Source organism: Streptomyces mirabilis (genome assembly GCF_039503195.1).
GTDB lineage: Bacteria > Actinomycetota > Actinomycetes > Streptomycetales > Streptomycetaceae > Streptomyces > Streptomyces mirabilis_D.
The window spans coordinates 10192741-10214528 of sequence record NZ_JBCJKP010000001.1 but is presented as its reverse complement, the minus strand read 5'-3'; the positions used below and the strand labels follow the sequence as shown (position 1 = coordinate 10214528).

General features: G+C 68.8%; 24 protein-coding genes and 3 pseudogenes. 9 read left to right on the top strand and 18 right to left on the bottom strand.

The window, feature by feature from the left end:
• Positions 1-92: 92 nt before the first annotated feature.
• Positions 93-275, top strand: a pseudogene (locus tag AAFF41_RS46445) (hypoxanthine oxidase); the annotation flags it as partial.
• Positions 276-298: 23 nt separating this feature from the next.
• Here AAFF41_RS46445 and AAFF41_RS46440 read toward each other — a convergent pair.
• Both AAFF41_RS46440 and AAFF41_RS46435 read right to left on the bottom strand, forming a co-directional pair.
• Positions 299-1264 (bottom strand): XdhC family protein, encoded by a 966-nt coding sequence (locus AAFF41_RS46440; protein WP_319754055.1) that lies wholly within the window; start codon positions 1262-1264, stop codon positions 299-301.
• 263 nt (positions 1265-1527) lie between these two features.
• Positions 1528-2775, bottom strand: coding sequence for a serine hydrolase domain-containing protein (locus AAFF41_RS46435; protein WP_343325965.1), 1248 nt, complete (start codon positions 2773-2775; stop codon positions 1528-1530).
• A gap of 231 nt (positions 2776-3006) precedes the next feature.
• Between AAFF41_RS46435 and AAFF41_RS46430 the strand changes: the two genes are divergently transcribed.
• From AAFF41_RS46430 to AAFF41_RS46420, 3 genes are all read left to right on the top strand, one after another.
• Entirely contained in the window at positions 3007-3585 is a 579-nt protein-coding gene (locus AAFF41_RS46430) for a carboxymuconolactone decarboxylase family protein (protein WP_319750344.1), read from the top strand.
• The gene (gene sigJ, locus AAFF41_RS46425; RefSeq protein ID WP_343325964.1) at positions 3582-4433 is read left to right on the top strand and encodes an RNA polymerase sigma factor SigJ; all 852 of its coding nucleotides are present in this window, start codon (positions 3582-3584) and stop codon (positions 4431-4433) included. Before AAFF41_RS46430 ends, sigJ begins: the two co-directional genes overlap by 4 nt.
• Before the next feature lie 249 nt (positions 4434-4682).
• Positions 4683-5660 (top strand): cytochrome c oxidase assembly protein, encoded by a 978-nt coding sequence (locus AAFF41_RS46420; protein ID WP_319750346.1) that lies wholly within the window; start codon positions 4683-4685, stop codon positions 5658-5660.
• A gap of 707 nt (positions 5661-6367) precedes the next feature.
• Here the strand turns inward: AAFF41_RS46420 and AAFF41_RS46415 are convergent.
• From AAFF41_RS46415 to AAFF41_RS51965, 4 genes are all read right to left on the bottom strand, one after another.
• A complete protein-coding gene (locus AAFF41_RS46415) occupies positions 6368-6949 on the bottom strand; it encodes a recombinase family protein (protein ID WP_319750347.1) in 582 nt (193 codons plus the stop codon).
• A 414-nt stretch (positions 6950-7363) separates the two neighbouring features.
• Positions 7364-7735, bottom strand: coding sequence for a VOC family protein (locus AAFF41_RS46410; protein ID WP_319750348.1), 372 nt, complete (start codon positions 7733-7735; stop codon positions 7364-7366).
• Positions 7736-8076: 341 nt separating this feature from the next.
• A complete protein-coding gene (locus AAFF41_RS46405; protein WP_343325963.1) occupies positions 8077-9678 on the bottom strand; it encodes a recombinase family protein in 1602 nt (533 codons plus the stop codon).
• Positions 9621-9878 carry a recombinase family protein gene (locus AAFF41_RS51965; RefSeq protein ID WP_351521427.1) on the bottom strand — a complete coding sequence of 86 codons (258 nt, stop codon included), beginning with the start codon at positions 9876-9878 and terminating at the stop codon, positions 9621-9623. Before AAFF41_RS51965 ends, AAFF41_RS46405 begins: the two co-directional genes overlap by 58 nt.
• On the opposite strand from AAFF41_RS51965, the gene AAFF41_RS46400 reads away from it, so the two are divergent.
• Complete coding sequence (locus AAFF41_RS46400) at positions 9879-10211, top strand: antibiotic biosynthesis monooxygenase family protein (RefSeq protein ID WP_319750351.1); 333 nt, start codon at positions 9879-9881, stop codon at positions 10209-10211.
• A 232-nt stretch (positions 10212-10443) separates the two neighbouring features.
• Here AAFF41_RS46400 and AAFF41_RS51960 read toward each other — a convergent pair.
• A pseudogene (locus AAFF41_RS51960) lies at positions 10444-10884 on the bottom strand (ABATE domain-containing protein); the annotation flags it as partial.
• On the opposite strand from AAFF41_RS51960, the gene AAFF41_RS46395 reads away from it, so the two are divergent.
• Positions 10856-11017 (top strand): hypothetical protein, encoded by a 162-nt coding sequence (locus AAFF41_RS46395; protein ID WP_319750352.1) that lies wholly within the window; start codon positions 10856-10858, stop codon positions 11015-11017. The pseudogene AAFF41_RS51960 and the gene AAFF41_RS46395 sit on opposite strands and share 29 nt — an antisense overlap.
• A gap of 155 nt (positions 11018-11172) precedes the next feature.
• Here the strand turns inward: AAFF41_RS46395 and AAFF41_RS46390 are convergent, their stop codons facing one another.
• Positions 11173-11349, bottom strand: coding sequence for a hypothetical protein (locus tag AAFF41_RS46390; RefSeq protein ID WP_159064543.1), 177 nt, complete (start codon positions 11347-11349; stop codon positions 11173-11175).
• 329 nt (positions 11350-11678) lie between these two features.
• On the opposite strand from AAFF41_RS46390, the pseudogene AAFF41_RS46385 reads away from it, so the two are divergent.
• A pseudogene (locus tag AAFF41_RS46385) lies at positions 11679-12445 on the top strand (alpha/beta fold hydrolase); the annotation flags it as partial.
• Positions 12446-12787: 342 nt separating this feature from the next.
• A complete protein-coding gene (locus AAFF41_RS46380; RefSeq protein ID WP_097288103.1) occupies positions 12788-13969 on the top strand; it encodes an amidase domain-containing protein in 1182 nt (393 codons plus the stop codon).
• A 94-nt stretch (positions 13970-14063) separates the two neighbouring features.
• Here AAFF41_RS46380 and AAFF41_RS46375 read toward each other — a convergent pair whose 3' ends face one another.
• The 8 genes from AAFF41_RS46375 to AAFF41_RS46340 all read right to left on the bottom strand — a co-directional run bounded on the left by AAFF41_RS46375 (position 14064) and on the right by AAFF41_RS46340 (position 18507).
• Positions 14064-14297, bottom strand: coding sequence for a hypothetical protein (locus AAFF41_RS46375; RefSeq protein WP_343325962.1), 234 nt, complete (start codon positions 14295-14297; stop codon positions 14064-14066).
• A gap of 212 nt (positions 14298-14509) precedes the next feature.
• Positions 14510-14821, bottom strand: a complete 312-nt coding sequence (locus AAFF41_RS46370; RefSeq protein WP_319750354.1) for a hypothetical protein — start codon at positions 14819-14821, stop codon at positions 14510-14512.
• On the bottom strand, positions 14818-15003 hold the full coding sequence (locus AAFF41_RS46365) for a hypothetical protein (RefSeq protein ID WP_060896809.1): 186 nt from the start codon (positions 15001-15003) through the stop codon (positions 14818-14820). Before AAFF41_RS46365 ends, AAFF41_RS46370 begins: the two co-directional genes overlap by 4 nt.
• Positions 15004-15125: 122 nt before the next feature.
• The gene (locus AAFF41_RS46360) at positions 15126-15536 is read right to left on the bottom strand and encodes a VOC family protein (RefSeq protein WP_319750355.1); all 411 of its coding nucleotides are present in this window, start codon (positions 15534-15536) and stop codon (positions 15126-15128) included.
• 143 nt (positions 15537-15679) lie between these two features.
• The gene (locus AAFF41_RS46355; protein ID WP_319750357.1) at positions 15680-15976 is read right to left on the bottom strand and encodes a hypothetical protein; all 297 of its coding nucleotides are present in this window, start codon (positions 15974-15976) and stop codon (positions 15680-15682) included.
• A 99-nt stretch (positions 15977-16075) separates the two neighbouring features.
• Positions 16076-17134, bottom strand: a complete 1059-nt coding sequence (locus AAFF41_RS46350; protein WP_319750358.1) for a hypothetical protein — start codon at positions 17132-17134, stop codon at positions 16076-16078.
• A gap of 207 nt (positions 17135-17341) precedes the next feature.
• The gene (locus AAFF41_RS46345) at positions 17342-17893 is read right to left on the bottom strand and encodes an NUDIX hydrolase (protein ID WP_319750359.1); all 552 of its coding nucleotides are present in this window, start codon (positions 17891-17893) and stop codon (positions 17342-17344) included.
• A 92-nt stretch (positions 17894-17985) separates the two neighbouring features.
• A complete protein-coding gene (locus AAFF41_RS46340; protein ID WP_319750514.1) occupies positions 17986-18507 on the bottom strand; it encodes a DinB family protein in 522 nt (173 codons plus the stop codon).
• Positions 18508-18753: 246 nt separating this feature from the next.
• Here AAFF41_RS46340 and AAFF41_RS46335 point away from each other — a divergent pair, with 246 nt between their 5' ends.
• Complete coding sequence (locus tag AAFF41_RS46335) at positions 18754-19185, top strand: hypothetical protein (protein ID WP_415925934.1); 432 nt, start codon at positions 18754-18756, stop codon at positions 19183-19185.
• A 38-nt stretch (positions 19186-19223) separates the two neighbouring features.
• Here the strand turns inward: AAFF41_RS46335 and AAFF41_RS46330 are convergent, their stop codons facing one another.
• Both AAFF41_RS46330 and AAFF41_RS46325 read right to left on the bottom strand, forming a co-directional pair.
• Positions 19224-19817 (bottom strand): DinB family protein, encoded by a 594-nt coding sequence (locus AAFF41_RS46330; protein WP_319750361.1) that lies wholly within the window; start codon positions 19815-19817, stop codon positions 19224-19226.
• Between the two features lie 104 nt (positions 19818-19921).
• The gene (locus AAFF41_RS46325) at positions 19922-21580 is read right to left on the bottom strand and encodes an alkaline phosphatase family protein (protein WP_343325961.1); all 1659 of its coding nucleotides are present in this window, start codon (positions 21578-21580) and stop codon (positions 19922-19924) included.
• Positions 21581-21788: the final 208 nt, after the last annotated feature.

Genomic DNA, 21788 nt, shown 5'->3' with positions numbered 1-21788 from the left:
ACGGTGGCACGGTCAGGGTGCCGGTGTGCCGTCGTACGGCATCGGCCAGGCCGCGCGCCTGTTGAGGGCGAGTCCGGAGACCGTGCGCCTCGGAGACCGCCGACGCCATCGGTCCCCTCGGCGCCAAGTCGATGAGCGAGAGCCCGTTGAACCCGGTCGCCCCGGCCTTCGCCGACGCGCCGTGCGACGCGACGAGACTCCGCTTCACCGAACTCCCGCTCACTCGCGACCGGGTGTGGCTGGCCCTCGACGCTGCGGGGGTGACCAGCCCATGAGCCTGCGGACCGGGCACCTACGGTCACCTCAGCGCGGCGAGCACCTCGGCGCAGATGGCCAAGGCCGTCTCCGCCGGGGTACGGGCGCCGATGTCGAGTCCGATCGGGCCGTGAATGCGGCGCAGTTGCTCCTCGGTGAGCCCCGCCTCGGTGAGGGCATCGGCGCGGCGGGCCTGGGTACGGCGTGAGCCGAGCGCGCCGACATAGGCGACGCCGGCCGTCAACGCGGTGTGCAGGGCGGGGATGTCGAGGTCGGGCTCGTGACTGAGCACGATCAGACAGGCCGCGGCGGGACGGTCGGCCATTGGTTTGCGGGCATCCGCGGCGGCGTACGCGACCGTGGCCTGCCAGCCCAGCACCTGCGCCTGGGTGGTGAGGAGTTCGGCGAGTTCGCCACCGCCGACGATGACCAGGTGAGGGACGGCCGGGCAGGCCTCGATGAGGACGATCCCGGTGTCGGCGCGGCGGGTCTCGCGTCCGGCACGGTGGCGTGCGAGCAGTTGCCTGGCCTGCTCGGCGGCCTGAACGACGGCCGCCGGATCATCACCCTGCAATCCCGGAGTGGCACCCCCCGGAGTGACGACGTCGCTGACAGCCTGGGTCCGCTCCTCGTCGATCCGGGTGATCAGCGCGGCGTCGGCGCCCTCGCTCAGCAGGTCCCACCAGCGGGCGGGGACGGTGTGCAGCGGCTGGAGCAGGATCTCGGCCTGCCCGCCGCAGGTCAGCCGTGCCTCTTTGACCTCGTCGTCGTGTACGGCCACCTCGCACACCCGCGCGGTGTGGCCGGGCGGGAGGGCCGCGGCCTCTGCGACCAGGTGCTCGTCGAACGCACCGCGGTACAAGGTGCCCTGGCGGTTCCCGTCCTCGTCGACGAGGAGCGCGTCGGCGGGGTGCCGGGGCCCGAAGCCCTGCTCGGTGATCGGCCGGGCCAGTACGGCCGGGCGCCCCTGAGCTGCCCACCGCCGTGCCGTGTCCGCCAGCTCACGCATAAATGCGGCCCTCCTCGTTCCTGGCTGTCGGCACCGGGAAACCATCGGGTCACCGGGAGACCACCTGGTCGGCGCGGCACTGCCGTCGCCATTCTAGTGAGCCCTGCCCCGGCTCGACGAGAACGGACGGAACAGGCACGGACGGGACGAGCACGACGCGCGTGGACCACGGAGTGCCCCTGCCTCGGCCCCCTGGGGGCGGGCACCTGGGGTGCACGGTGGACCGGCCGGCGTGGTGTGCCGTCGCGCGAAGCCCGCGGTGCCTACCGGCCGGCGGCGCACAGCGCGTGGTCGATCAGGGTGCCCGTGGCCCGGTTGAGCGTGGGCAGGTCCGGCATCCCGGAGGTGGTGGTGACGGAGATGGTGACCGCGCGCCGCCCGTCCGAGCTGACCGCGGGGCGGGTATAGGTGCCGAACCCGTCGCCCTCATGCATGTCGTAGTGGCCGCCGCAGGACAGCGGGATCTCGCGCAGACCCAGACCGTAGGTGCCCTCGGGCAGCTCCTCGACATCCTCCGGGTCGTCGGTGCGCTGTACGGTCTGCCGCATCTCCCGCCACTGCTCGGCCGGCAGCAGGCGGCCGTCGGCCAGCGAGCGGAAGAAGGTGTTGAGGTCCGCGGTGGTACTCACCACTCCGGAGTCGGCGGTGTGCAGGTAGCTGTTCGTGGTGACGTCGAGCCTGGTGCCGTCCGTGCCGGTCAGATAGGTGCTCACGTAGGGCGTGGGCAGGAACGGGTCGAGACCGGGCACCGCGGTCTGGCGCAGGCCCAGTCCGGCGATGATGCGGTGCTCGACCAACTCCCTCCAGCCGGTGCCGCTCGCCGTCTCGGCGATCATTCCGGCCAGCAGGTAGTTGGTGTTGGAGTATGCCCAGCGGGTGCGGCCGGCCTCCGGCACGAACAGCGGCTTGTGGGCCACGGCCATCATCACCAGGTCGTGAGTGGAGGTGTCGTTGTAACGGTTCTCGTCGAAGTGCTCGCGGAGCTTCCGCTGCATGTCCGCGTCGTCCATGTAGTCGAACAGCCCACTGGTCTGGCGGAGCAGATCGCGCACGGTGATCCGGGAGCCGTCGTTGCCGTTGCCGGAGACCACGCCGGGCAGCCAGTGCTCGACGGTGTCGTCCAGCGAGAGCTGCTTCTCGGCGGCGAGTTGCAGCATCACGGTGGCGACGAATGCCTTGGTGGTGGAGGCCGTCCGGAAGTGCGAGCCCCACGGCACGGGGGCGTGGGAACCGGTCGACACGGTGCCGAGGCGGGCCTGTACCCGTCCTCCGGGCAGGCCGTCGACCCTGGCCAGCACGTTCACGTCCCCGCCACCCGCCTTGCGTACGGCGGCCAGGTCGCGGCGGAGCTCGTCCCGGGTGTATTCGGCGCGGTGCCCGGAGGCCGCGGAGGCCGCCTCCGGCAGCAGCACGGCGGCGACCAGCGCGGCTGCCGCGAGGGCGGCAGCTGACGCCTTCTTCTTTCCGGCCTCGGTCGTTGTGCGCTTCGTACCGGCCTCAGGGGAACGCATGGTTCGAACCTCCGGTTCGGGCTGGTGGACCACCGCCTGCTGACGCCAACCAGCCAACCGGATCCCGAACCCGGGCCCCATGGCCCTACCACCCGGACCAAGGGTGGTGCCCAGCCCTGCCCGCGGTGGGGAAAACCCGAAGCCGGGGCCTGAGCCCCGTTGTCACATGCCCGGGTCGGGCGGTGTCTTCATGACGAACGGCCCAACAGGCACACGTACAAGGAGAACACCATGACGCTGCGCGTCCCGAAGGCCGAACTCCCCGTCGAGCTCCGCGACATCATGATCAAGCAACTCGGTACCGTGCCCGAGCCCGTCGAGGTGCTGTGGAACAACCCCGAACTCGCCGAGGCCAACCAGGAGTTCTCGGCCAAGGTGGCCACGTGGGACGCGGCCGACGCGAGCCTCAAGACGTTCGCGCACATGGCCGTCGCGGCACAGGTCGGCTGCAGCTGGTGCCTCGACATCAACTACTTCCACGCGTTGCACCAGAGCCTGGACCTGGCCAAGGCGAGCCAGGTGCCGCGCTGGCGACAGTCGGAGGTGTTCACGCCGCTGGAGCGGGACGTGATGGAGTACGCCGAGGCCATGACGAACACACCGACGACCGTCACCGACGAGTTGTCCGCGCGGCTGCTCGACCGGCTCGGCCCGGCCGCGATGGTCGAACTCACCGTGTTCATCGGCTTCGCCAACATGGCCACCAGGTGCAACACCGCGCACGGGATCACATCGCAGGGCTACTCCGACGCCTGCGAGATTCCGCTGGCCGCGCGTCCGCAGAACCTCGGCGTGGCGTCGACGGCATGACCGAGGACCCGTTCGTCGTCCATCGCAGCCTCCTGTTCACGGTCGCCTACGAGATGCTCGGCTCGTCGGCCGACGCCGAGGACGTACTGCAGGAGTCCTGGCTCCGGTGGGCCGACGTCGACCGCGCGCAGGTGCGTGACCCGCGGGCCTATCTCGTACGAACCGTCACACGGCAGGCGCTCAACCGTCTGCGGACCTTGTCGCGCAGCCGCGAGGAGTACGTCGGCGAGTGGCTGCCGGAGCCGCTGCTGACCAGCCCCGACGTCGCCGAGGACATCGAGCTCGCGGAGAACGTGTCGATCGCGATGCTGACCGTGCTCGAAACGCTGGGGCCGACGGAGCGCGCGGTGTTCGTGCTCCGCGAGGTCTTCGAGGTGCCGTACGGCGAGATCGCGGAGGCCGTCGGGAAGTCCGCCGCAGCGGTGCGGCAGATCGCGCGGCGGGCACGCGAGCACGTGGCGGCCCGGCGGCCGCGGGTGCCGGTGAGCCGGTCGGAGCTGCAGGCCGTGGTGGAGCGGTTCCTGGCCGCGCTGCGCACCGGCCGGTTGCAGGAACTGCTGGACGTCATGGCACCGGACGTGGTTCTGATCGCCGACGGCGGCGGCCTTGCGAGCGCCGCTCCGGCTCCGATCCACGGGGCCGCGCTGGTGGCGAGCATGCTCGCCGTCCCGGACCGGGTGGTGTCGGCCGTGTGGCTCAACGGCGCGCCTGCGGGCCGGATCGAGATCGACGGCCGAGTGGCCGCGGTCACCCTCGTGGTGGAGGACGGGAAGGTGACGCGGATCCACGCGATCGCGAACCCGCGGAAACTGACACGGCTCGATGAACCGGCCGAACTCGCCAGGTAGGCCCGCCCGCCGCTGCCGCCGGCGACGTGTGTTCCGGACGGTCCGGACCGTCCGGAACACACACGACCGCGCAGTGGTCGGACGTCGAGGCACGTGGACGTGCGTCGGAACACGTCCGTCGTGCTTTGTATGAGCTGGGTATGAGCTCGGTGTGACCGTGGGCGAGTCCGGTGCGTGCGCGACCGGGGCCGGTCGCGCGCGGCGATAGAGTGCCACGGCAGATCTGGCATGCCGTGGAGGTAGAACGCGATGGAGAATCCACCACAGCTCACCGTGGGACGACTCCTCACCTCGTGGCAACTGGACGTGCCCGCGCTGCTGGTGGTCGTCATCCTGGGCGCGCTGTACGGCTGGGGCGTGCTGCGTCTCAGGCGCCGGGGCGAGCGCTGGCCCCTGCCGCGCGTCGGCGCCTTCGCGGTGCTCGGCCTGGGCACCCTCGTCGTGGCCACGATGTCCGCGCTGGCCGTGTACGACCACGTGCTGTTCTGGCCGGCCGCCGTCCAGAACGTCCTCCTCGACCTGATCGCGCCGCTGGGGCTGGCCCTGGGCGATCCACTGCGGCTGGCTCTCCGTTCCCTGCCCGAGCGTGCCGCCGGGCGTGTGCAGCGGGCGCTGACCGGGCGGCTGGTACGCCTGCTCACCTTCCCTCTGGTCAGCACGGCTCTGGTGCTCGCGACCGAGCTGACGGTGTACTTCACGCCGTACTTCGCGACCGCCCTGCGCGACGACTGGTTGCACGAGGTGATGTATCTGCACCTGCTGCTCGCCGGCAGCCTGTTCGTCCTGCCGATGCTCACCCGCGAGGCGGCGCTGCCGAGGTGGTGTACCCATCCGGTCCGGGCGGCGCTGGTGTTTCTCGACGGGATCATCGACGCCGTGCCGGGCATCGTCGTGATGACCCACGGCACGCTCATCGCCGGGGCCTGGTATCTGCGTCACGCGCCGTCCTGGGCGCCGGACGTACTCCATGACCAGCAGCTGGGCGGTGGCGCGATGATCAGCATCGCCGAGTTGGTGGCGCTGCCCTTCCTCCTCGCGATCCTGGTGCAGTGGGCCCGTACCGAACGCGCCGAGACCGTCGTACTGGACCGCCGCCTGGAGGCGGAGCTGGTTCCGGCGAGGCCCACGCCGGGAGCGGCACAGACATCGGAACTCGTACGTCCCTGGTGGGAGACCGAGAACAGCGAAGTCGCCCAGCGCATCCGGCACCAGCGGCCGGGACGTTGACACACGCAAGGAAGCTGTCAAGGTAAGCACATATCCTTGACCTGCCGCGATGCTCTCCATGCGACCCGCTTTGATCCAGACCCCCCGGGTGTCTTTCGCGGAAATGCGCGTAACCATGGGGGCCGGGTCGCTGGGGCGTCTTCGCTCAGAGATTGACCCACCCCCCGCTGCATACTGTGGCGTCCGTCGTCGTTGCCGTCCGATTGCCGTCAGCGGTAGTCGGGTGACCCTTCTTTTGGGGCACTGTCTCGGCCTGCTTGCGACCGGCTGACTCGGCCAGGCATCCGTGCCCACTTTGCAAGGCAGAAGCCGCATATCAGGATGCAGAGGCCTATCAATCCTGCGATGTTGCGGAACATGTCATAGTGCCGATGCGCGGCGAGAAGCTCGATCGACAACCCAAGCCCCACCAGGATGACGCCGAGCCCCCAGATCCGGGGTGACTCGATACGGCCCCTGAGTCGAGGGAACAGCCAACTGCTGAGGACTGCCGCTCCGCCCGGCACCAGCGTGATCGCCAAGGCGGCTCCGAGAGCGGCCCACCCATAAGCATCCATGACGAATGCCCCTCCCCGGAAGATCTTCGGCGCGGTTCCATGCCACACACAAGCGGATCATGCCACTGTCCTTGGTATGGGGCCCCTGCGTCCAGACATGAGAAAGACCGTCCGCCACGGTGGGCAGACGGTCTCTCAAGTCGGGTCGGGTCACTCCGTGTCGGCAAGCGCCCGGTACAACGTCGCGCGGGACACCTTGAGCGCCTTGGCAATGACCGTGACACTCTCCCCCTTGGCCTTACGTGCCTTGGCCGCAGCAAGCTTGTCAGCATCCATGACGGACGGCCGTCCACCCGTCCGGCCCTGAGCCTTGGCAGCGTCCAGACCCGCCCGGGTGCGCTCAACGATCATGTCTCGCTCAAGCTCAGCAAAGGCAACCATCATCGTGAAGAAGAACTTGCCCTCACCCTTCGGCGAGTAGCTGCCAGCCAGCGTGCCCGTCAGAATCCGCAGCGCGATCCCCCGGGCGTGCAGATCCTCAGCAATCGTGAGCACGTCCTTGGTCGAACGGCCCAAACGGTCCAGCTTCCATACGGTGAGGGTGTCGCCCTCCCGCATGTAGTCGAGAGCGGCGAGCAGCCCGGCACAGTCGGCGTTCTTGCCCGCCTTGTCCTCGAAGATGCGGGAGCACCCTGCCTCAGCGAGAGCGTCCGCCTGAAGCTGCGCATCCTGCGCGTTGGTGCTGACTCGCTGGTAGCCGATCAAGGTTTCGGTGCTCTTCGTCGTCGTCATACCGAGATCATCTCAGAACTCGTCTCAAAACATCAAGCCTTTCGGACATGTTCTGAGACGGGTTTTGAACACCGAAGGCACCCCTCGGACCGCCTCGCGGTGACCGTCTCAATAACCATCGTTTGAGGGACTCCCTGCGCGCGGTCACGCACAGCGACACCCCATGGAAACAGCCCAATCGGCCATGTGGATGCCGTCCCGCCTCACGCCTCCCGCCTTGTCCTGTCTCTGCGATGCGTCGGCAAGTTCTGGAGAGTTCCGGTCTTGTGTAGGTACGGCGCGGTCACTGCGCCTCTACCTCTACAGTCAAGGTGGCTGGTCGGCGCCGTACCGGGAGTCCGGATGGATGTGCTTGAGGCGTCAGCGGAGGACGTCGAACTGCAGTACGTCACAGCGGGGGTCTGAACCCCCCAGTCAGCCTCGGACGATGCAAAAGGGGTGCCCAACCGGATCGGTGAGAACGCGCGCCCCGGCCCCATGAGGCTGGTGATCCGGTTTGCCCGCACCCAGCTCCAGCAACTGGGCTTCGACCTGATCCAAGTCCTGCTCGACCTTGAAGCACATGTGAAGCTGCTGAGGAACGGTCTGTTCAGGCCAGCGCGGAGCCCTGTAGGCATCGACCCGTTGAAAGCCGATGAAGACCTCGTCCTCACAGTCGAGACCGGCGAAGTCAGCGTTCGACTTGGGATGGAGTTCCAGACCGGTGGCCTTCTGATAAAACGCCGCCAAAGCCAGTGGATCAGGGCAGTCGAGGGTTATCGCGCTCAACTTCATCTGCAGGGGCATGACACCTCCGGACGATCAGTGGACTTCCCTGATGCACACTCTAGAGACGACTGCCTAACGAAGCGCGGGATTATGCGCCGACATGCCCACTGAGCTGCGGTTTTCCCACCAGTTTCGGCTATTTCCCGGGCGCGCGCACGGCGGGTAGGGCGGGGGTGCCCAGGAGTGAGCCGGAAAAGTTCCAGACCCCCCTTCCTGCCAGCGACCGTCAGTCGTCCAGCGCCACCCCCCGCCAACCCTCGTACCCGGCCAGCTTCCGGCGCGCCCCAAAACGACTGTCCATCGCGGCGAACAGCGCCCGCTTACCCCCAGTGGTGCCCAGCGAGCGAGCAAGCACTGGCTCAGCGGCACGGAACGCCTCCCAAACGGCAGACGTGCGCACGTGGACGCTGTGTGGCGCCGAGCCGAGACGCTTGACCCACTCGGCAGGATCGCGCAGCGGAGCCCGGAAGGCGTCGAACTGTGAAGCCAGCGAGAGGAGGTGAGTTGCGCGGCCATCGGGCGCCGACAGCATCTCGGACGCCACGGTGTCGAGCGATTACGAACAGCGCAAGGAACTCCCGCCGTGCGGAAAGGTCCCAACCCGCCCATGTCGACTCCGGGCCAAGGGGGTCCCCCTCCGGCGCAGTCCACTCTGACGGGATGGCTACCGTGTCAGCCTCAGAGGTTCCCAGCGCTTCCACGCGCCCGGCCGTACGCGCCTCATGTGCTGTCAGTCGTTCCACGGACTCACGGAACATCTGATCACCCACGGCACCCGCGTACAGCCCTGCCTGCCGGTCGACGTACAGCGTGCGGAGTGCTTCCCGTACGTGCTCCAACTCGGCGCGTGCGGCAGCTAGTTCTGCCTGCCGTTCGCCCGTGTCCGCCTGAGCTGCGAATCGGCGCGCCGCTTCGGCAAGCCATTCCAGATCTTCAGGGTCCCGCGGGTCCAGCGCAGTCAGGCGGGACCACACCGTACGGGCCACCACGTCATCGGCAGCATCCATGTTGATGGCCAGCCCGCCATGCCCCTGCACTGCGCCGGACTGGGCACGGTTGCACCGGTAGAGCTGCTTGTCGTTGCGTTTGTCCGTGACCATGGAGCTACCGCAGACGCCACAGAAGAGCATTCCGGCGCCGCCTAGCAGCGATGGCACCGACCGACCACCCTGGCGAACTACGTGGGGTGTACGGCCGTCGAGCACGTCTTGAAGGCGCCACCAGTCATCGGCGGGAACGATCCCTTCATGTGACACCAGTGGGGCTCCCGAGTTGTCGCGCAGGACGGCGCGCTTGGTTCCCTGGCGCTCAGCCGCGTAACCAGCCAGACGGGGGTCACGCAGGATGCGCAGCACAGTGGAAGACACCCACACCGTGCGGTCCAGCGGCTTGCTCACGCCTCTGTCCCGCCGGGCGGTGACGCGCGCTGTCATGTCCGCTGCTTTGGTCGGCACGCCTTCGACGTTCAGCTTCCGGGCGATGGCCGATGCCGCCATGCCGCCGAGTGCCCAAGACACCATGTCGCGCACGTGGGGGGCCTCAGCGGGATCAGGGACCAGCTTGACCACCACCAGTTCCCCGCGCGGCTCACGCGTCGACTGGAAGCCGTACGGAGCCATACCGGACACGTGGGACCCCGCAGCGCGCAGGGTCTCTTTTGTCGCCGTGATGTACGCCGACTTCATGTCGGACTCTTGCTGAGCCAGCGCAGCGATCAGACCGAAGATCGCTACACCCATGGGAGTGGACGTATCCAGGTACGGTTCCTCGACGCTGACAAGCAGCACGCCGTGTTTGGCCAACTCTTGATTGATCAGCATGGCTTCAAAAGCGCCCTGACGCGCGAGACGCGACAGTGAGAACACGACCACTGCGTCTACGTGCCCGGCGCGAACAGCGGACATCATCTCCTCGAACTCGGGATCTCCTCGAACTCGGGCCGGACGACCTTCGGGTCCCATCCGGATTTCCCCACGTCAGCGAAGTGTCCGGCGCTGTCCCAACCCTTCGCCGTGATCAGCGCCTCGCACTTGGTTCGCTGCGCTTCTGGGGACGACGCGGAATCGTCTTCCCGTCGCTTGGACTGTCGGATGTAGGAGACTGCACGCACGTGGTCCAGGTTAGGGGTCCAGCCGTGGCCCCGTTTGGTGAGAGGTGTCATGTGCCTAGTGTGGTAAAGATCAACGTACTGACCGTCCCGGCCGAGCAGCGGGAGACGCTGGAGAAGCGCTTCGCCTCGCGTGCCCATGCCGTGGAGAACTCCGACGGATTCGAATGGTTCGAACTCCTCCGCCCCGTCGAAGGCACCGACAGCTACCTCGTGTACACGCGGTGGCGTGACGAGGAGTCCTTCCAGGCCTGGATGGAGGGCCCCATGAAGGCGGCCCACCAGGGCGGTGACGCGGCGAGCGGGGAGCGCCCCAAGCCGGCGGCCAGCGGGTCCACGCTGTGGTCCTTCGAGGTCGTGCAGCAGGCGGCGCCGACCAGCGCCTAACCGGACGCCGGGCAGGCCGTCGGCGGGCCGGTCGCGGCCGGAAGGCCGTGGCCTGGCGTCGCCCCCGCCGTGCGGCGAGTTCGGGGCTACGGCGCGAGAAGTTCACGGCGTGGGCACGCGGCGGCATCCGGCCGGTGCGTGTCCGCCGGGATGGAAGCCGGGCGTGGCCGCCGGTGCCACCGTCGCCCCGGAGGCCCGTGGCCGGGCGACCCGTGCCCGGTTGCCCGCAGATGTTGCTGGTACACCACTTGCGCCGCTTGTTCTCGGCAAGGAAGATCATCGAGCAGGCCGGGTTGGCGCAGCGGCGCAGAAGCCCGAGCCGCTCGTGGTCGGCGAGGAGCCCGACGGCCTCCGCGGCGATGGCGACCAACGCAGCGTTCCCGCCGTGTTCGGTGTGCCGGCGTTCCTCGCCCCTGCTCCCGGAGGCCGTCACGACCGGACGAGGACTCACGGGAGCCGCTGCCGCGGCGGCGTTGATGTCGTCCACCGACGTGGGCCACGCGGGGCGGCCCTCCAGGTGACTGTCCAGGACGTCGCGCACCGCCGCGCGCAGCCGGCGCACCGCCGCGGCGTCGGGCACAGGCCCGGGCGGCAGGCTTCCGGACTGCAGTGCCCACCAGGCCGCCGAGGCCTCCGGGGTCCCGATGAGGTCCGAGGTCGGGCGCGTCGGCAACCTGGTCTCGTTCGAGCCCGACAGGGTCGAGGTCTACCTCGACGGTGAGTGTCCGCACCTCGAACCGGGCCAGCAGATGGTGGCTCACGGGGTCGACCGCTGCCTGGGGACCGACGAGGTCCTCTCCCACTGAAGCGGAGTCGGCCACGGACGGCCGGGTACGACGGGGACGCAACCGGGTACGACCGGGACGCACTCGAGAGCGCCTCCTACGGGACCCGAGCGCCGCCCCACGGCGAAGGTCGCCCCCTCACCGTGAGGCGTGATGTGCCGCCGGGACGGACAGGCTCATTCCTCGCGTTCGTACTCCGCCCGGGCACGTTCGGCGTCGAGATCTTCCTGTGCGGCACGGTAGATGTCACCGGCCAGCTTGCGGGCGGCCTGAGGATCGGAAGTCGAGGAGACCGTCCGGATCCGGTCAGCCCATTTGTCCATGTCTTGTGGGGTTTCAGGATTCTTGCTCACACTACTTTTGTACCTTTTCGTAGGCTTCTTCGCCTCCCACGCCGGAGGAAAACGAGCGCATGACCCACGAAGCCGGGTTCCGATCGGCCGGATCACTGAGCAGCATGCCGAGGCGACCGACTTCGCCGTACGGCGGCGCCGCACCGGGAGGACGAGATCACGACTCTGCTCTCAGCCACCGTGGGACGCCCGAAGAACGTGCGCCGGCGCGACAGGACGGTACACACGGGAGCGTCGAAGCATCCCGTCGACGGCCCCCGGCTGGTGCGCCGCCTCAATATCGACGGTGACGGCCAGGGCGACCTGCAGGGCCACGGCGGGGAGCAGCGGGCGACCCGACGAGCTCGCACATCTTCCGGAACCTCATCCCGGCACTCGCCGACACCTACCGCGTCATCGCGCCCGACATGATCGGATTCGGACAGTGGGCCATGCCGACGGTCGACGAGTTCGACTACACCTTCGACACTCCGACCGACGTGACCGCCGCTCTGTTGGAACAGCTCGGCGTCGACCGGTTCGCCGTCCACGCGCAGGGCTACGGAGCGCCCATCGCCTGGCGGCTCGCCACACGGGCTCCGCAGCGCATCACCGCGATCATCACGCAGAACGGCAACGGCTCCACCGACGGATTCGTCAAGGCATTCTGGGACCCGCTGTTCGCCTACGCCGAGAACCCGACGCCCGAGAACGAAGCCCCCCTCCGCGGGGCCCTGACCCTCGAATTGACCCGATGGCGGCACCTGAACGGGGTCGCGGATCCGAGCCTCGTCAGCCCGGACAGCTGGACCATCGACCTGGCGCCGCTCGACCGCCCCGGCAACGACGCCATCCAGCCCGCACTGTTCCGGGACTATCCGACGAACGTCGCCCTCTACCCCCGGTTGCAGCAGTACTTCCGCGACAGCCAGGTGCCGCTGCCGGCCGTTGGGGGTCCAACGCCGAAATCTTCGGCCCGGACGGAGCCCGCGCCTTCCCACGCGACCTGCCCGACGCCGAGATCCATCTCCTCGAGTCCGGACACTTCGCCCTGGAGAGCCACCTGGAGGAAATCGCCGGGTACATTCGCGACGTCCTCGCACGCGTCACCTCCTGAGCCGCACGCCCGCGCGTCCCCGCCGTCGGTAACAGCCCTTCGCCGTACGGCACATTGCGCGGGTCGGCGCACGGAACGCGGAGCCAAGGGTCACCAGGTCGAAGGGGCGGCGGGGTGCCGCCCTCGCGGGACGGTGATTTGGGAAACTTCGCCCCGGTGTGGGTGAGCGGTATCGGGAAGAAAACGCGCGGCGCGGCGTCGGGGCGGGCTGGGGCACGACGGTCCCGTCGACGAGTCGTGTGTTGCGGTTGGGCCACTTCGGCAACCCCCTTCACAGGAGCCACACATGCCGTGCGAGGATGCGGCTCCCGGTATCGAGTACCGGCGTAGAGGGGAACATCATTGAGATCAAGGAAACTGAGCCGTAAGCGGCGACGGGCGACCATAGTCACGGCAGCGGCCGCCTCGGTCGTCGCCGGCGCCGCGCTGCTGCCCAACTGGACCGCGGGCGCGTCGAGTGTCGCCGACCCCGCCGTGGATCCGTCGACCAAAGCCACGTTCCAGCGGCTGGCGGACGCGGTCTTCACCGACCGTACGGACGCCCTGGTGGACGGCGGCAAGACCAGTCGGAACACGTCACTGTCGTCGCGGTTCTCCGGCGACGTGCGGGTGTCCTCCACGCTGTCGCGCGAGGAGAAGTCCGCACTGTCGCAACTGCGGGGCCGCAAGTCCCGTTTGGAGTCGCTCGGCGAGAAGTACAGCTCGGCCAACACGAGCGTCTCGCTGGACCGTACGCGACTGAAGGGCCGTCACGCCACGGTCAACGTCACCGAGACGACGACGCTGACCTACGAGAAGGTCAAGGGCAACGAGCCGAAGACCACCGGCTTCCAGGCGCACCACGAGTTGACGTTCAAGGCCGATCGCAACGGCGACTGGCAGCTGACCGGCATCCGTGACACCGACGACGGCGTCGCGGTCAACCAGGTCGCCGCCACCACGTTCGTCGCCGCGCCGAAGACGGCCGCCGACGACGCCCCGCCCTCGGCGACCCGCTCCGTCACCACGTGGCCCGCGCCGGCCAAGCCGAAGAACCTCTCGGCCTCCGGCTACGACTACAAGGCCATGGCGGCGTACGCGGCCAAGTACTGGAACAACTACAACCCGGCCTACCCGAACTTCAACGGGCAGGGTGCCGGCGGCGACTGCACCAACTTCGTCAGCCAGTCCCTGAAAGCAGGCGGCTGGAAGCACGTCCCCGGCTACACGGACGACTTCCACAAGTGGTTCGGCAACTCCGACATCCAGTCGGACTCGTTCGTCGGCGTCAACGAGTTCTCGTGGTTCGCCCTGTCCTCCAAGCGGGTCACCAGCCTCGCCAACGTCTACCAGTTGGACGTGGGTGACGTCCTGCAGATGGACTTCAACAAGGACGGGTCCAAGGATCACAGCATGATCGTCACCTACCGCAGCCCGCAGGGCGTGCCGTACGTGACGTACCACTCCACCAACACCTACAACAGGTCGGTGGCGAGCATCATCGCGTCGTACCCGAACGCGGCGTACTACGCCTACCGCACCTGAGCGGTCCCCTTCCGGCGGGAGCCGGTCCCAGTGTCCGGCTCCCGCCCCGTCCGGGTCTCCCTGGTGACGGTGACTTTCGGCTGCTCCCGATCACTCACGGGAACAGTGCGATCCCGACGAGGATCAGCAGGATGATGCCGGCGACGAGCGCAACGGTCGCCCACGTCCCCCGCCGCTTCAGCGGCGTCGCGGGCTCTCCTCCACGGGGCCGGTCCTCCGGCAGTGCGGCGTCGGCCGGGCGCCCGCTCCTGTAGAACTCTTCGTCGGTCGGATAGACGTTGCGCGGATCAGCGAGAGCGCGCGGATCGATCTCGTGTGGACTGGTCATGAGCACTCCTTGCGCGGCGCTCATCAGGGCCGGGGTTCCCGACGGACGCCAGGGCCTGCGCCAGGGGCGATGGCTCCCATTTCCCAGGCGCGCAGCCCTTCAGGAAGACGCCGCACAGGCAATCCGCCCTGCTCACCGCGCACCATCTGATCGTATACCCGAGCAGGGCGCTCCAGGAGGTCCAGCGGGGCATGCGGGCTGGGCCGCGCACCTCACAGGTCGAGGACCGCCCGGAGCGCGTTGTCGATGAGCGCCTGCTGCTGGGGCCCGATGTTGCCGAGCAGGGTGGCGGTCTCGAAACGCGCCGCGGAAAGCTGGAGCAGGTTGACGGCGACGACCGAGGCGTCGACCGGGGTGGTCAGGCGCACGCTCATCGCCGTATCGGGGTGCACGGCCGGGGCGTGCAGCACCAGGGCGACCACGGCGCCGTACGCGTCGGCCAGCCCGTCGAGGCTGACGACGAGGACCGTGCGGTTTCCCTTGCCGGTGTCGACGTCCCATACATCGCTCTTCTGGATCGTCACAGGGCGTCGCCCTCGCCGCCCAGATCGAGGGGCTCGATCCGGGCGAGCCGACGGGCGGCGTCCAGCGTCATCTGCCGACGCACGGCTCGGAGGATGTAGTCGTTCAGTGAGGGCGCGCCGGCCGCGGCGTCGCGCAGCGCCTTGTCCATGGCGTCGGGAATCCGCAGGGTGATGGCAGTCATGACACCAAATGTAGTGGCATCACTGCCGTCATGCGACCACGAGTCGGGACCGCAGGCTTTTCGGGACGGCGGGCTTGCCCGGGAACAGTGGGACACCGCCGGGCCAGGAGGATGGACTTGCGTCATCCCGGTGAGGCGGCGCCGACCGGTTCGGGAGCGCCGTCGACCACTTCTCTGGCGTTGCCGTCGGGATCCTGGAGGACGGCGACGCGCACTCCGGGACCCACATCCATGGGACCGTGCCGCACACGTCCGCCGCGGGCCACACCGCGTTCGATGATCCCGTCGAGATCATCGACGTACATGGTCAGACAGCGCACGCCGGTCAACTGAAAGAAGAGCTCGGCCGGTGCGGCGCAGGCGGGCCGCCGCGAAGGAACCATCACCTTGATCTGCGGGCCGGGTGCCTCGAGCCGGTGCACGACTCCAGAGCCCGACCTGACCGCCGGGAGCCGTTCCAGTTCGGACACGGCGGCGAAGAACTCCACCAAGGCTTCGTCGGCGCTGACCAGCCCGACTTCGATCCGCTGCAAGGTCACGGCACCCCCGGGTGGCTGGCCACATCGGCCGTTCGGCATCCTCGCGAGAACGCCGCGTCACTCGGGATGGAGACGACGGTGGAAGCCAGTCCGGGCCTGACGGTCCCGAATCTGCCCAGCGCACTCGACGTCGTTCGTCAGGTCGGCGGCCCGACTTCCGCCTCCTGGTCGACACGATGCACATCGTGCGGTCCGGTTCCGGGCCGGACGACCTCGCGCGGCTCGATCCTGGTGTCATCGGCTACATCCAGCTCAGCGACGCCCCGTTGGTGCCCGCCATCCCCCACTACATGGAAGAGGCGATGTTCGAGCGGATGGTGCCCGGGACGGGCGAACTGCCCTTGCTGGACATGCTCGAGGTACTGCCGCGCGACCTTGCCATCGGCCTTGAGATACCGCTCCGCGAGGAGGCGATGGCGGGCGTCGGCCCACAAGAGCGGGTCGGTCGGTGCGTCGATGCCGTCCGCGGTCTCCCGGCTCGACTGGCCGACCGGCCCCCTCAGGCCTGCACCCGCTGCGTGCGATGCTCCTGGCTAGAACGGGCGAGCGTAGGGGTGGTCGCTCACGCGGTCGTAGATCCTGCGCAGCCACGGCCGGCGGACGGCGGGCCGTCGTGCGAGCGTGTGGAGGAACGCTCTCGCGTCAGGCCGGAACGCCCCCCATGGATGCATCGGCAGCGGGTCGTCGCGGAAGACACCCTCGGGCATTCCGCCTGTCGCGGGGACGCGCAACCGGCCGTGCTGGAAGGCCAGATGCATCCACACGTCGGCAGCCAACGGCACGGTGTCCACCATCGCTGCCGGCTGCCACGACGTCCCCGTCTGCGGATGTCGCGGAACCAGCGCGATGTCGGAGGAGGGGTCGGGATCAGGCAGGCCCGGGCCGGCCAGGACCACGCTCTTCACCGGCGGTCCCGGCGGGAGCAGAGCGTCCAGCGCGCGGCCGAACGTGTCGGCGAGAAGGCCGTGAGGGACGGCCACGGGCGTACCCGCCGAGGCCGCCAACAGGTGGGCCAGCGCGGCCCCGACCGCCACCACCCACCGTGGGCTCCACACTCCGGGCGGCTCGACCGGCGGCGCGTCCTGCCGCTCGTCGACCATCATCTCCCAGTCGACCGTCCAGGGCACGGGGCCTTCAGCGGGAAGGGGGCGCACTGCCTGCGGGTCGAGCCACACCGCCTGCCAAGAGGAGCAGTCGTCGATGCGGGTCGCCACGGCCCGCCCGCATTGCGCGCAGGCCAGGTTGGGGCCGTCCCTCCCGTCCAGCCCCATGCAGTAGCCGTCGCAGCGCTCGGGGATCAGGACGGTGCCGCGGGTGTCACCCGGCGCGACGACGATCGCTCCCGGCGCGCCGAAGGACAGCGCGGGAACCGGCGCGAACACGCCCCGGGCTTCCGCTTCGTCCACCCCGATCTCACTCCACGCCCGCCATGGCGGCCCGGACGGTTCCGGGTCCACGGCGTATGTGCCCGGTTCCATGAGCGCGGGCAGCAGTTCGTGTCCGTACCTGTGGCCGGCGTGGACGGGAAGCGCCACCTGCGACAAGCGGGCGGTCAACGCGGCGCCGCACGACGCGCACACGAACACGGCCATACGTCCTCCCCCGCCCTTCACCCCGGATTGTCCCGGCCCGGCGATCGAGAGCCAACTCCTTTTCGTCCGCGGGTCCAGGGTCCTGTGGGGGCGTCTGCAGGGCGTGTTGAGCTTCGAGTTGGCGGGACGCCGCACACACAGCCCCCTCTACCCCCTGGTGGTGGAAAGAGGAGCCTGGCGGGACCCGTTCCGCTCGGTGGGGAGCGGTCAGTGTGGGCGTTCCGGACGCGGTGGGAGCGTCGAGTCTCGTGGCAAGGGGCCGCGTGGATCCGCGTTCTCCGCCTGGTACCGGACAAACGCGTCGCGGGCGTCGGGGACGAACGTGGTGTCGTACATCGCAGCGCGCAGCTCAACCGGGGTGAGCCAGGCGTGCCAGGCGACTTCCGAGCCATCAGGTACGACCGGCTGGTCGAGGACCGCCTCGTGCAGGCCGAGCCAGTACGGACTGATGACACCCCGACACAGGTACTTGGAGAGGAACCGCGTCGGGGTGTGGACCCCGAGTTCTTCGGCGAGTTCGCGCGAGGCTGCCGCCGGGTAGGTCTCGCCCACGCCCACGGCACCACCGACCAGCCAGTTGTACTGGCCGGGGAAGCGGGAAACGTGATCGGGGCGCCGGTGGACGAGGATCCGACCGTCAGGGTCGTGGCAGACCGTGGTGGCAACCCGGTGCAGCCACCTTCGGCGGATGGCCTCGCCTCGATCCACCACCCCCACCGTGTGGTCCTGCTCGTCCACTTGCTCCACCATCTCCCCCACGGCGGACACGCTGCCACAGAACCGCTGGGCTGACGACACGCTCGGTGCAACGGCCGACTTGGTGTGGCGGATCAAGCTCCGACATCACCTCCTCAGACGCCGATCGCCCCGTCGATGCGTTCGCGGAGGAGATCCGCGTGTCCGTTGTGACGGGCGTATTCCTCGATCAGGTGGATCAGCACCCAGCGCAGCGAGACCGTCCCACGCCACGCGTCCTTGCCCGCGATGTCGAGGTGGGGCGCGTGCTTGGTGAAGGCGTCGGCGAACGCGACCTCGTCGCGCCACGCCTGCCACGCTTCGGTCACACGGTCGGGACCGGCAGCCGCGCCGTCGAAGTCACCGTCTGGTTCCACCGGCGACGAGAAGCGTGGTGGCGCGTCCTGACCGGCGAGAACCTGACGGAACCATCGGCGCTCCACGTCGGCGAGATGGCGTACGAGTCCGAGCAGCGAGAGCGTGGAGGGCTCGACGGAGCGTCGGGCCAACTCCCCCTCCAGACCCGCGCACTTCAGCTCCAGCGTCGTCCGCTGGGCCCTGAGGAATCCGATGAGCATGGCTCGCTCCTCGCCGGTCGAGGGAGCATCGAGCCGGGGATCGTCGTCTCTGACGAACATGGCGGCCCGCCGCCGTGGATTGGTCGTACTCACACTGTCTCTCCTTCGGGGTTCGTCGCTGGGAGGGAGCACGCGTTACTCCGTGCGAGTGGTGCATCCTCCGACAGCGTCGTAGCGTCGATACAGGAGCCGACCGCCGCAAGAAGGGGCGGACCAGGCACCGGGCCTGCTGGTCGAAAGAGATTGCGACTGGGAGCGAACATGCCAAGACGCACAGTGAGGACAGCGGTGACGTTCTGTGCCGCTGTGTCGCTCGCAGCAATCGCGGGAACAGCTTCCTCCGCCCCAGCTCCGTCACCGCCGTCCACGCCGTCCACGCCCAGCGTGCAGCGCCGGGCGGGACAGCCCGTGATGGTCGACTGCTTCTGGCACCCGCAGGTGCGCCCCACCGATTTCATTCTCGCGTGCGGTGACGGCAACAGCCGCCTCACCTCGCTCCGCTGGTCCCAGTGGCACCCGGACTCCGCGGTGGCCGAGGGCTTCAATGTGGTGAACGACTGCAAGCCGTACTGCGCCGCGGGCAAGTTCCACTCGTACCGGGTGATCGTGCGGCTCAACGCCCCGCAGCCTTGGAAGAAGCACCCTGATCTGTCGCACTACACCCAGCTGAGCCTCGTCTACACCAATGGGAAGCCGGACGGATTCGGGCAATGGGTCGACCTTCCCCTGTGGAACTGACTTCCGGGATCGGAGAATTCCTGCTCGGTGGGGCGGCGTCAGTCGCGGCCGGTTTCCCGCGCCACGCGCTCCAGTCGGCTTCGATGGCTGTCCCACCACGACCGGTCGCCCGAGGGCATGGCGTCATTGCCTTCCCACATCCCGGCAGCCCCGTCGATGGACTCCCGGAGAATGTCGGCGTGGCCCGCGTGCCGGTGGGTGTCGGCGACCACGCGCACCAGGACCTGGTGCAGCGTCACCTCTCTTCGGTCCTCGGGCCACCACGCCACACGACCGATCGCGTCGAGCGCGAAGGTCTCGATCGTGGTGTCCGAGTGCTTCCACGCCTGGCGGTAGAGTCCGACGATCTGTTCGCGCGACTCATCGGTGTCGGCCCACATGTCCGCGTTGCGCTCGGCGTCGGCCGTGAACCAGAGCGGCGGCTCTTCGAAGAACGGCCGCTCGAAGGTGTCTCCGAAGTACCCCAACTCCACTCCGGTGACGTGTTTGACCAGTCCCAACAGATTCGTTCCGGTCGGCGTCAGCGGACGGCGGACGTCGTACTCCGACAGCCCGTCGAGCTTCCACAGCAGGGCGTCGCGGGCGGCTTGCAGAGAGCGGAGAAGATCCGCCTTCGCATTCGATTCGATCATGTCCAACAGTCTCGCAGCCACCCCTGACAGTCCCATGGGCCCGGAACCCGGTGACGGGACCGTCGTGGTGGCGACGGTCCCGTCGGTGGAGCGCCGGGGTGGGGTCAGCGCACCGGCAGGGTCGCGGTGTGCTCGACGCGTACGGCCTCCAGGGACCGGGGGTTGAGGCCGAGCAGTCGCAGGATCGTCGGGGCGATCTGCGTGGTCTCCACCGGGCCGCTGACGCGCACGCCGTGCGGGGTGGCGGCGCCCGAGACGACGAGCGGGACGTCGAGGTCGTCGGCGTGGGCGCCGCCGTGCTCGGCGATCTTGCTCTTGCCGCCGGTGTAGACGACGCCGTAGCGGGCGATGCCGAACAGGTCCGGCACCCTCGAGTCGCCCGCCTTGACGTGGAAGTACTTGGCGGCCGCCGCGCCGGCGTACAGGGTCTTCAGGCCGCTCGCGGTGAAGGGCTTGGCCTTGCCGGCGATGTCGTTGCCGGTGCCGGACCGGGCGAGCAGGTACGCCTTGGCGAAGGCGGTGGCGGCCTGCGAGCGGTCGTTGAGCCACAGGAGCATGGCGTCGTCGTCGACGGAGTGGGCGACCAGGTCACCGGCGCCCAGGTGGGCCTTCTTCCACGCGGCGTTGAGGCCGTCGAGCAGGGGGCCGTCGTCGATACGGGTCAGGGCCTGGGGGTCGGTCGGTGACTGGCCGTGCTTGGAGGAGAGGATGACGGTCGTGTTGCCGTCCAGGTGCTGCTTGCGCAGTTCGGTGAGGAACGCTCCGACCTCCTGGTCCACGAAGGCCAGGTTCTTGGCCAGCAGCGGACCGGGGACACCCTTCGCCGCGTAGCCGCCCGTCAGCCCCTCGGAGGCGGGCAGCTTCTGGGCGGTCGAGACGGACTGGAAGTTCATGCCGAAGACCGCCGGGGTGCCGGTCCTGTGGGTACGGCCGTGGTCGTAGCCGTCGATCTCGTTGAGGACGGCCTTCACCTTGTAACCGTCGTACTGCTCCGTCGCCGCGTTGTCCTTCGTCCAGTCCGTGCCTGCGGGGTAGCCGATCGCCTGGCTGTTGATCTCGGGGGCGAAAAGGTCTTGGACACCGTCGCCGGAGGGGCCGTTGAGGATCTCGTACGCGACGTGCTTGTCGGACCAGGCGGTCCGCAGTCCGGCCTTTCTGACCACGTTGAAGACCGTGTTCACCTTCAGATACGAGTGCGGGTACACGGGCTTGCAGGTCTTGGGGTCGACCGGCAGCTTCGACGGGTCGATGAGGCCGCGGGCGGCGCCGGTCATCCTGAGGAGGCTGCCGGGCAGGCCGGCGAGGCCCTGGCCTGCGTCGACGGAGTCCTTGTTGCGGTCCAGGTCCTCGGTGAAGTCGACCTCGGCACCGGGCTTGGCGCCCGCACAGTGGGTCGTTCCGGCCGGGAGGAGTGCCGAGCTGTATCCGTCGTCGTAGTAGAGGCCCGTGGTGCCCGGGTTCCCGCCGGTGAGCTGGCCCACCAGGCCGGGGAACGAGTCGGAGGGGTCGGTGGTCCTCGCGTGGGTGTACTCGACCCCACCGCTGGCGAGCCGCGCGAGCGCGGACTTCGGGTGACGTGCGACGTACCAGGCCAGGTCGGACTGGTGCAGACCGTCGATCGACAACAACAAAACATGGCGCGCGACGTGCGCGGGCGAGTGCGCGGAAGTGGATGTGGCGGCGGTGGCGGTGGCGGTGAGGCCGCCGACGGCTGCGAGCGCGGCGGCGGCCGCGGTGACGGGACGGACAGGACGTCGGAACACGGGTGGTTCTCCTCTGGCTGTGCGGAGCATGTGAAACCTGCGAACCATGCACCGACATAGGAGACGCGCAACATGTACGGAAGCGGACTCGCGCGTCCCGTAATGCCCAAGAAACGCAACTGAGCACGCAAAGACTGCCTGGCACCCGAGTTCCCGTGGGTTCCCGCGAGTTCCGCTCGGACGGCGGCCCCGGCTCCCCGGGCGCGCT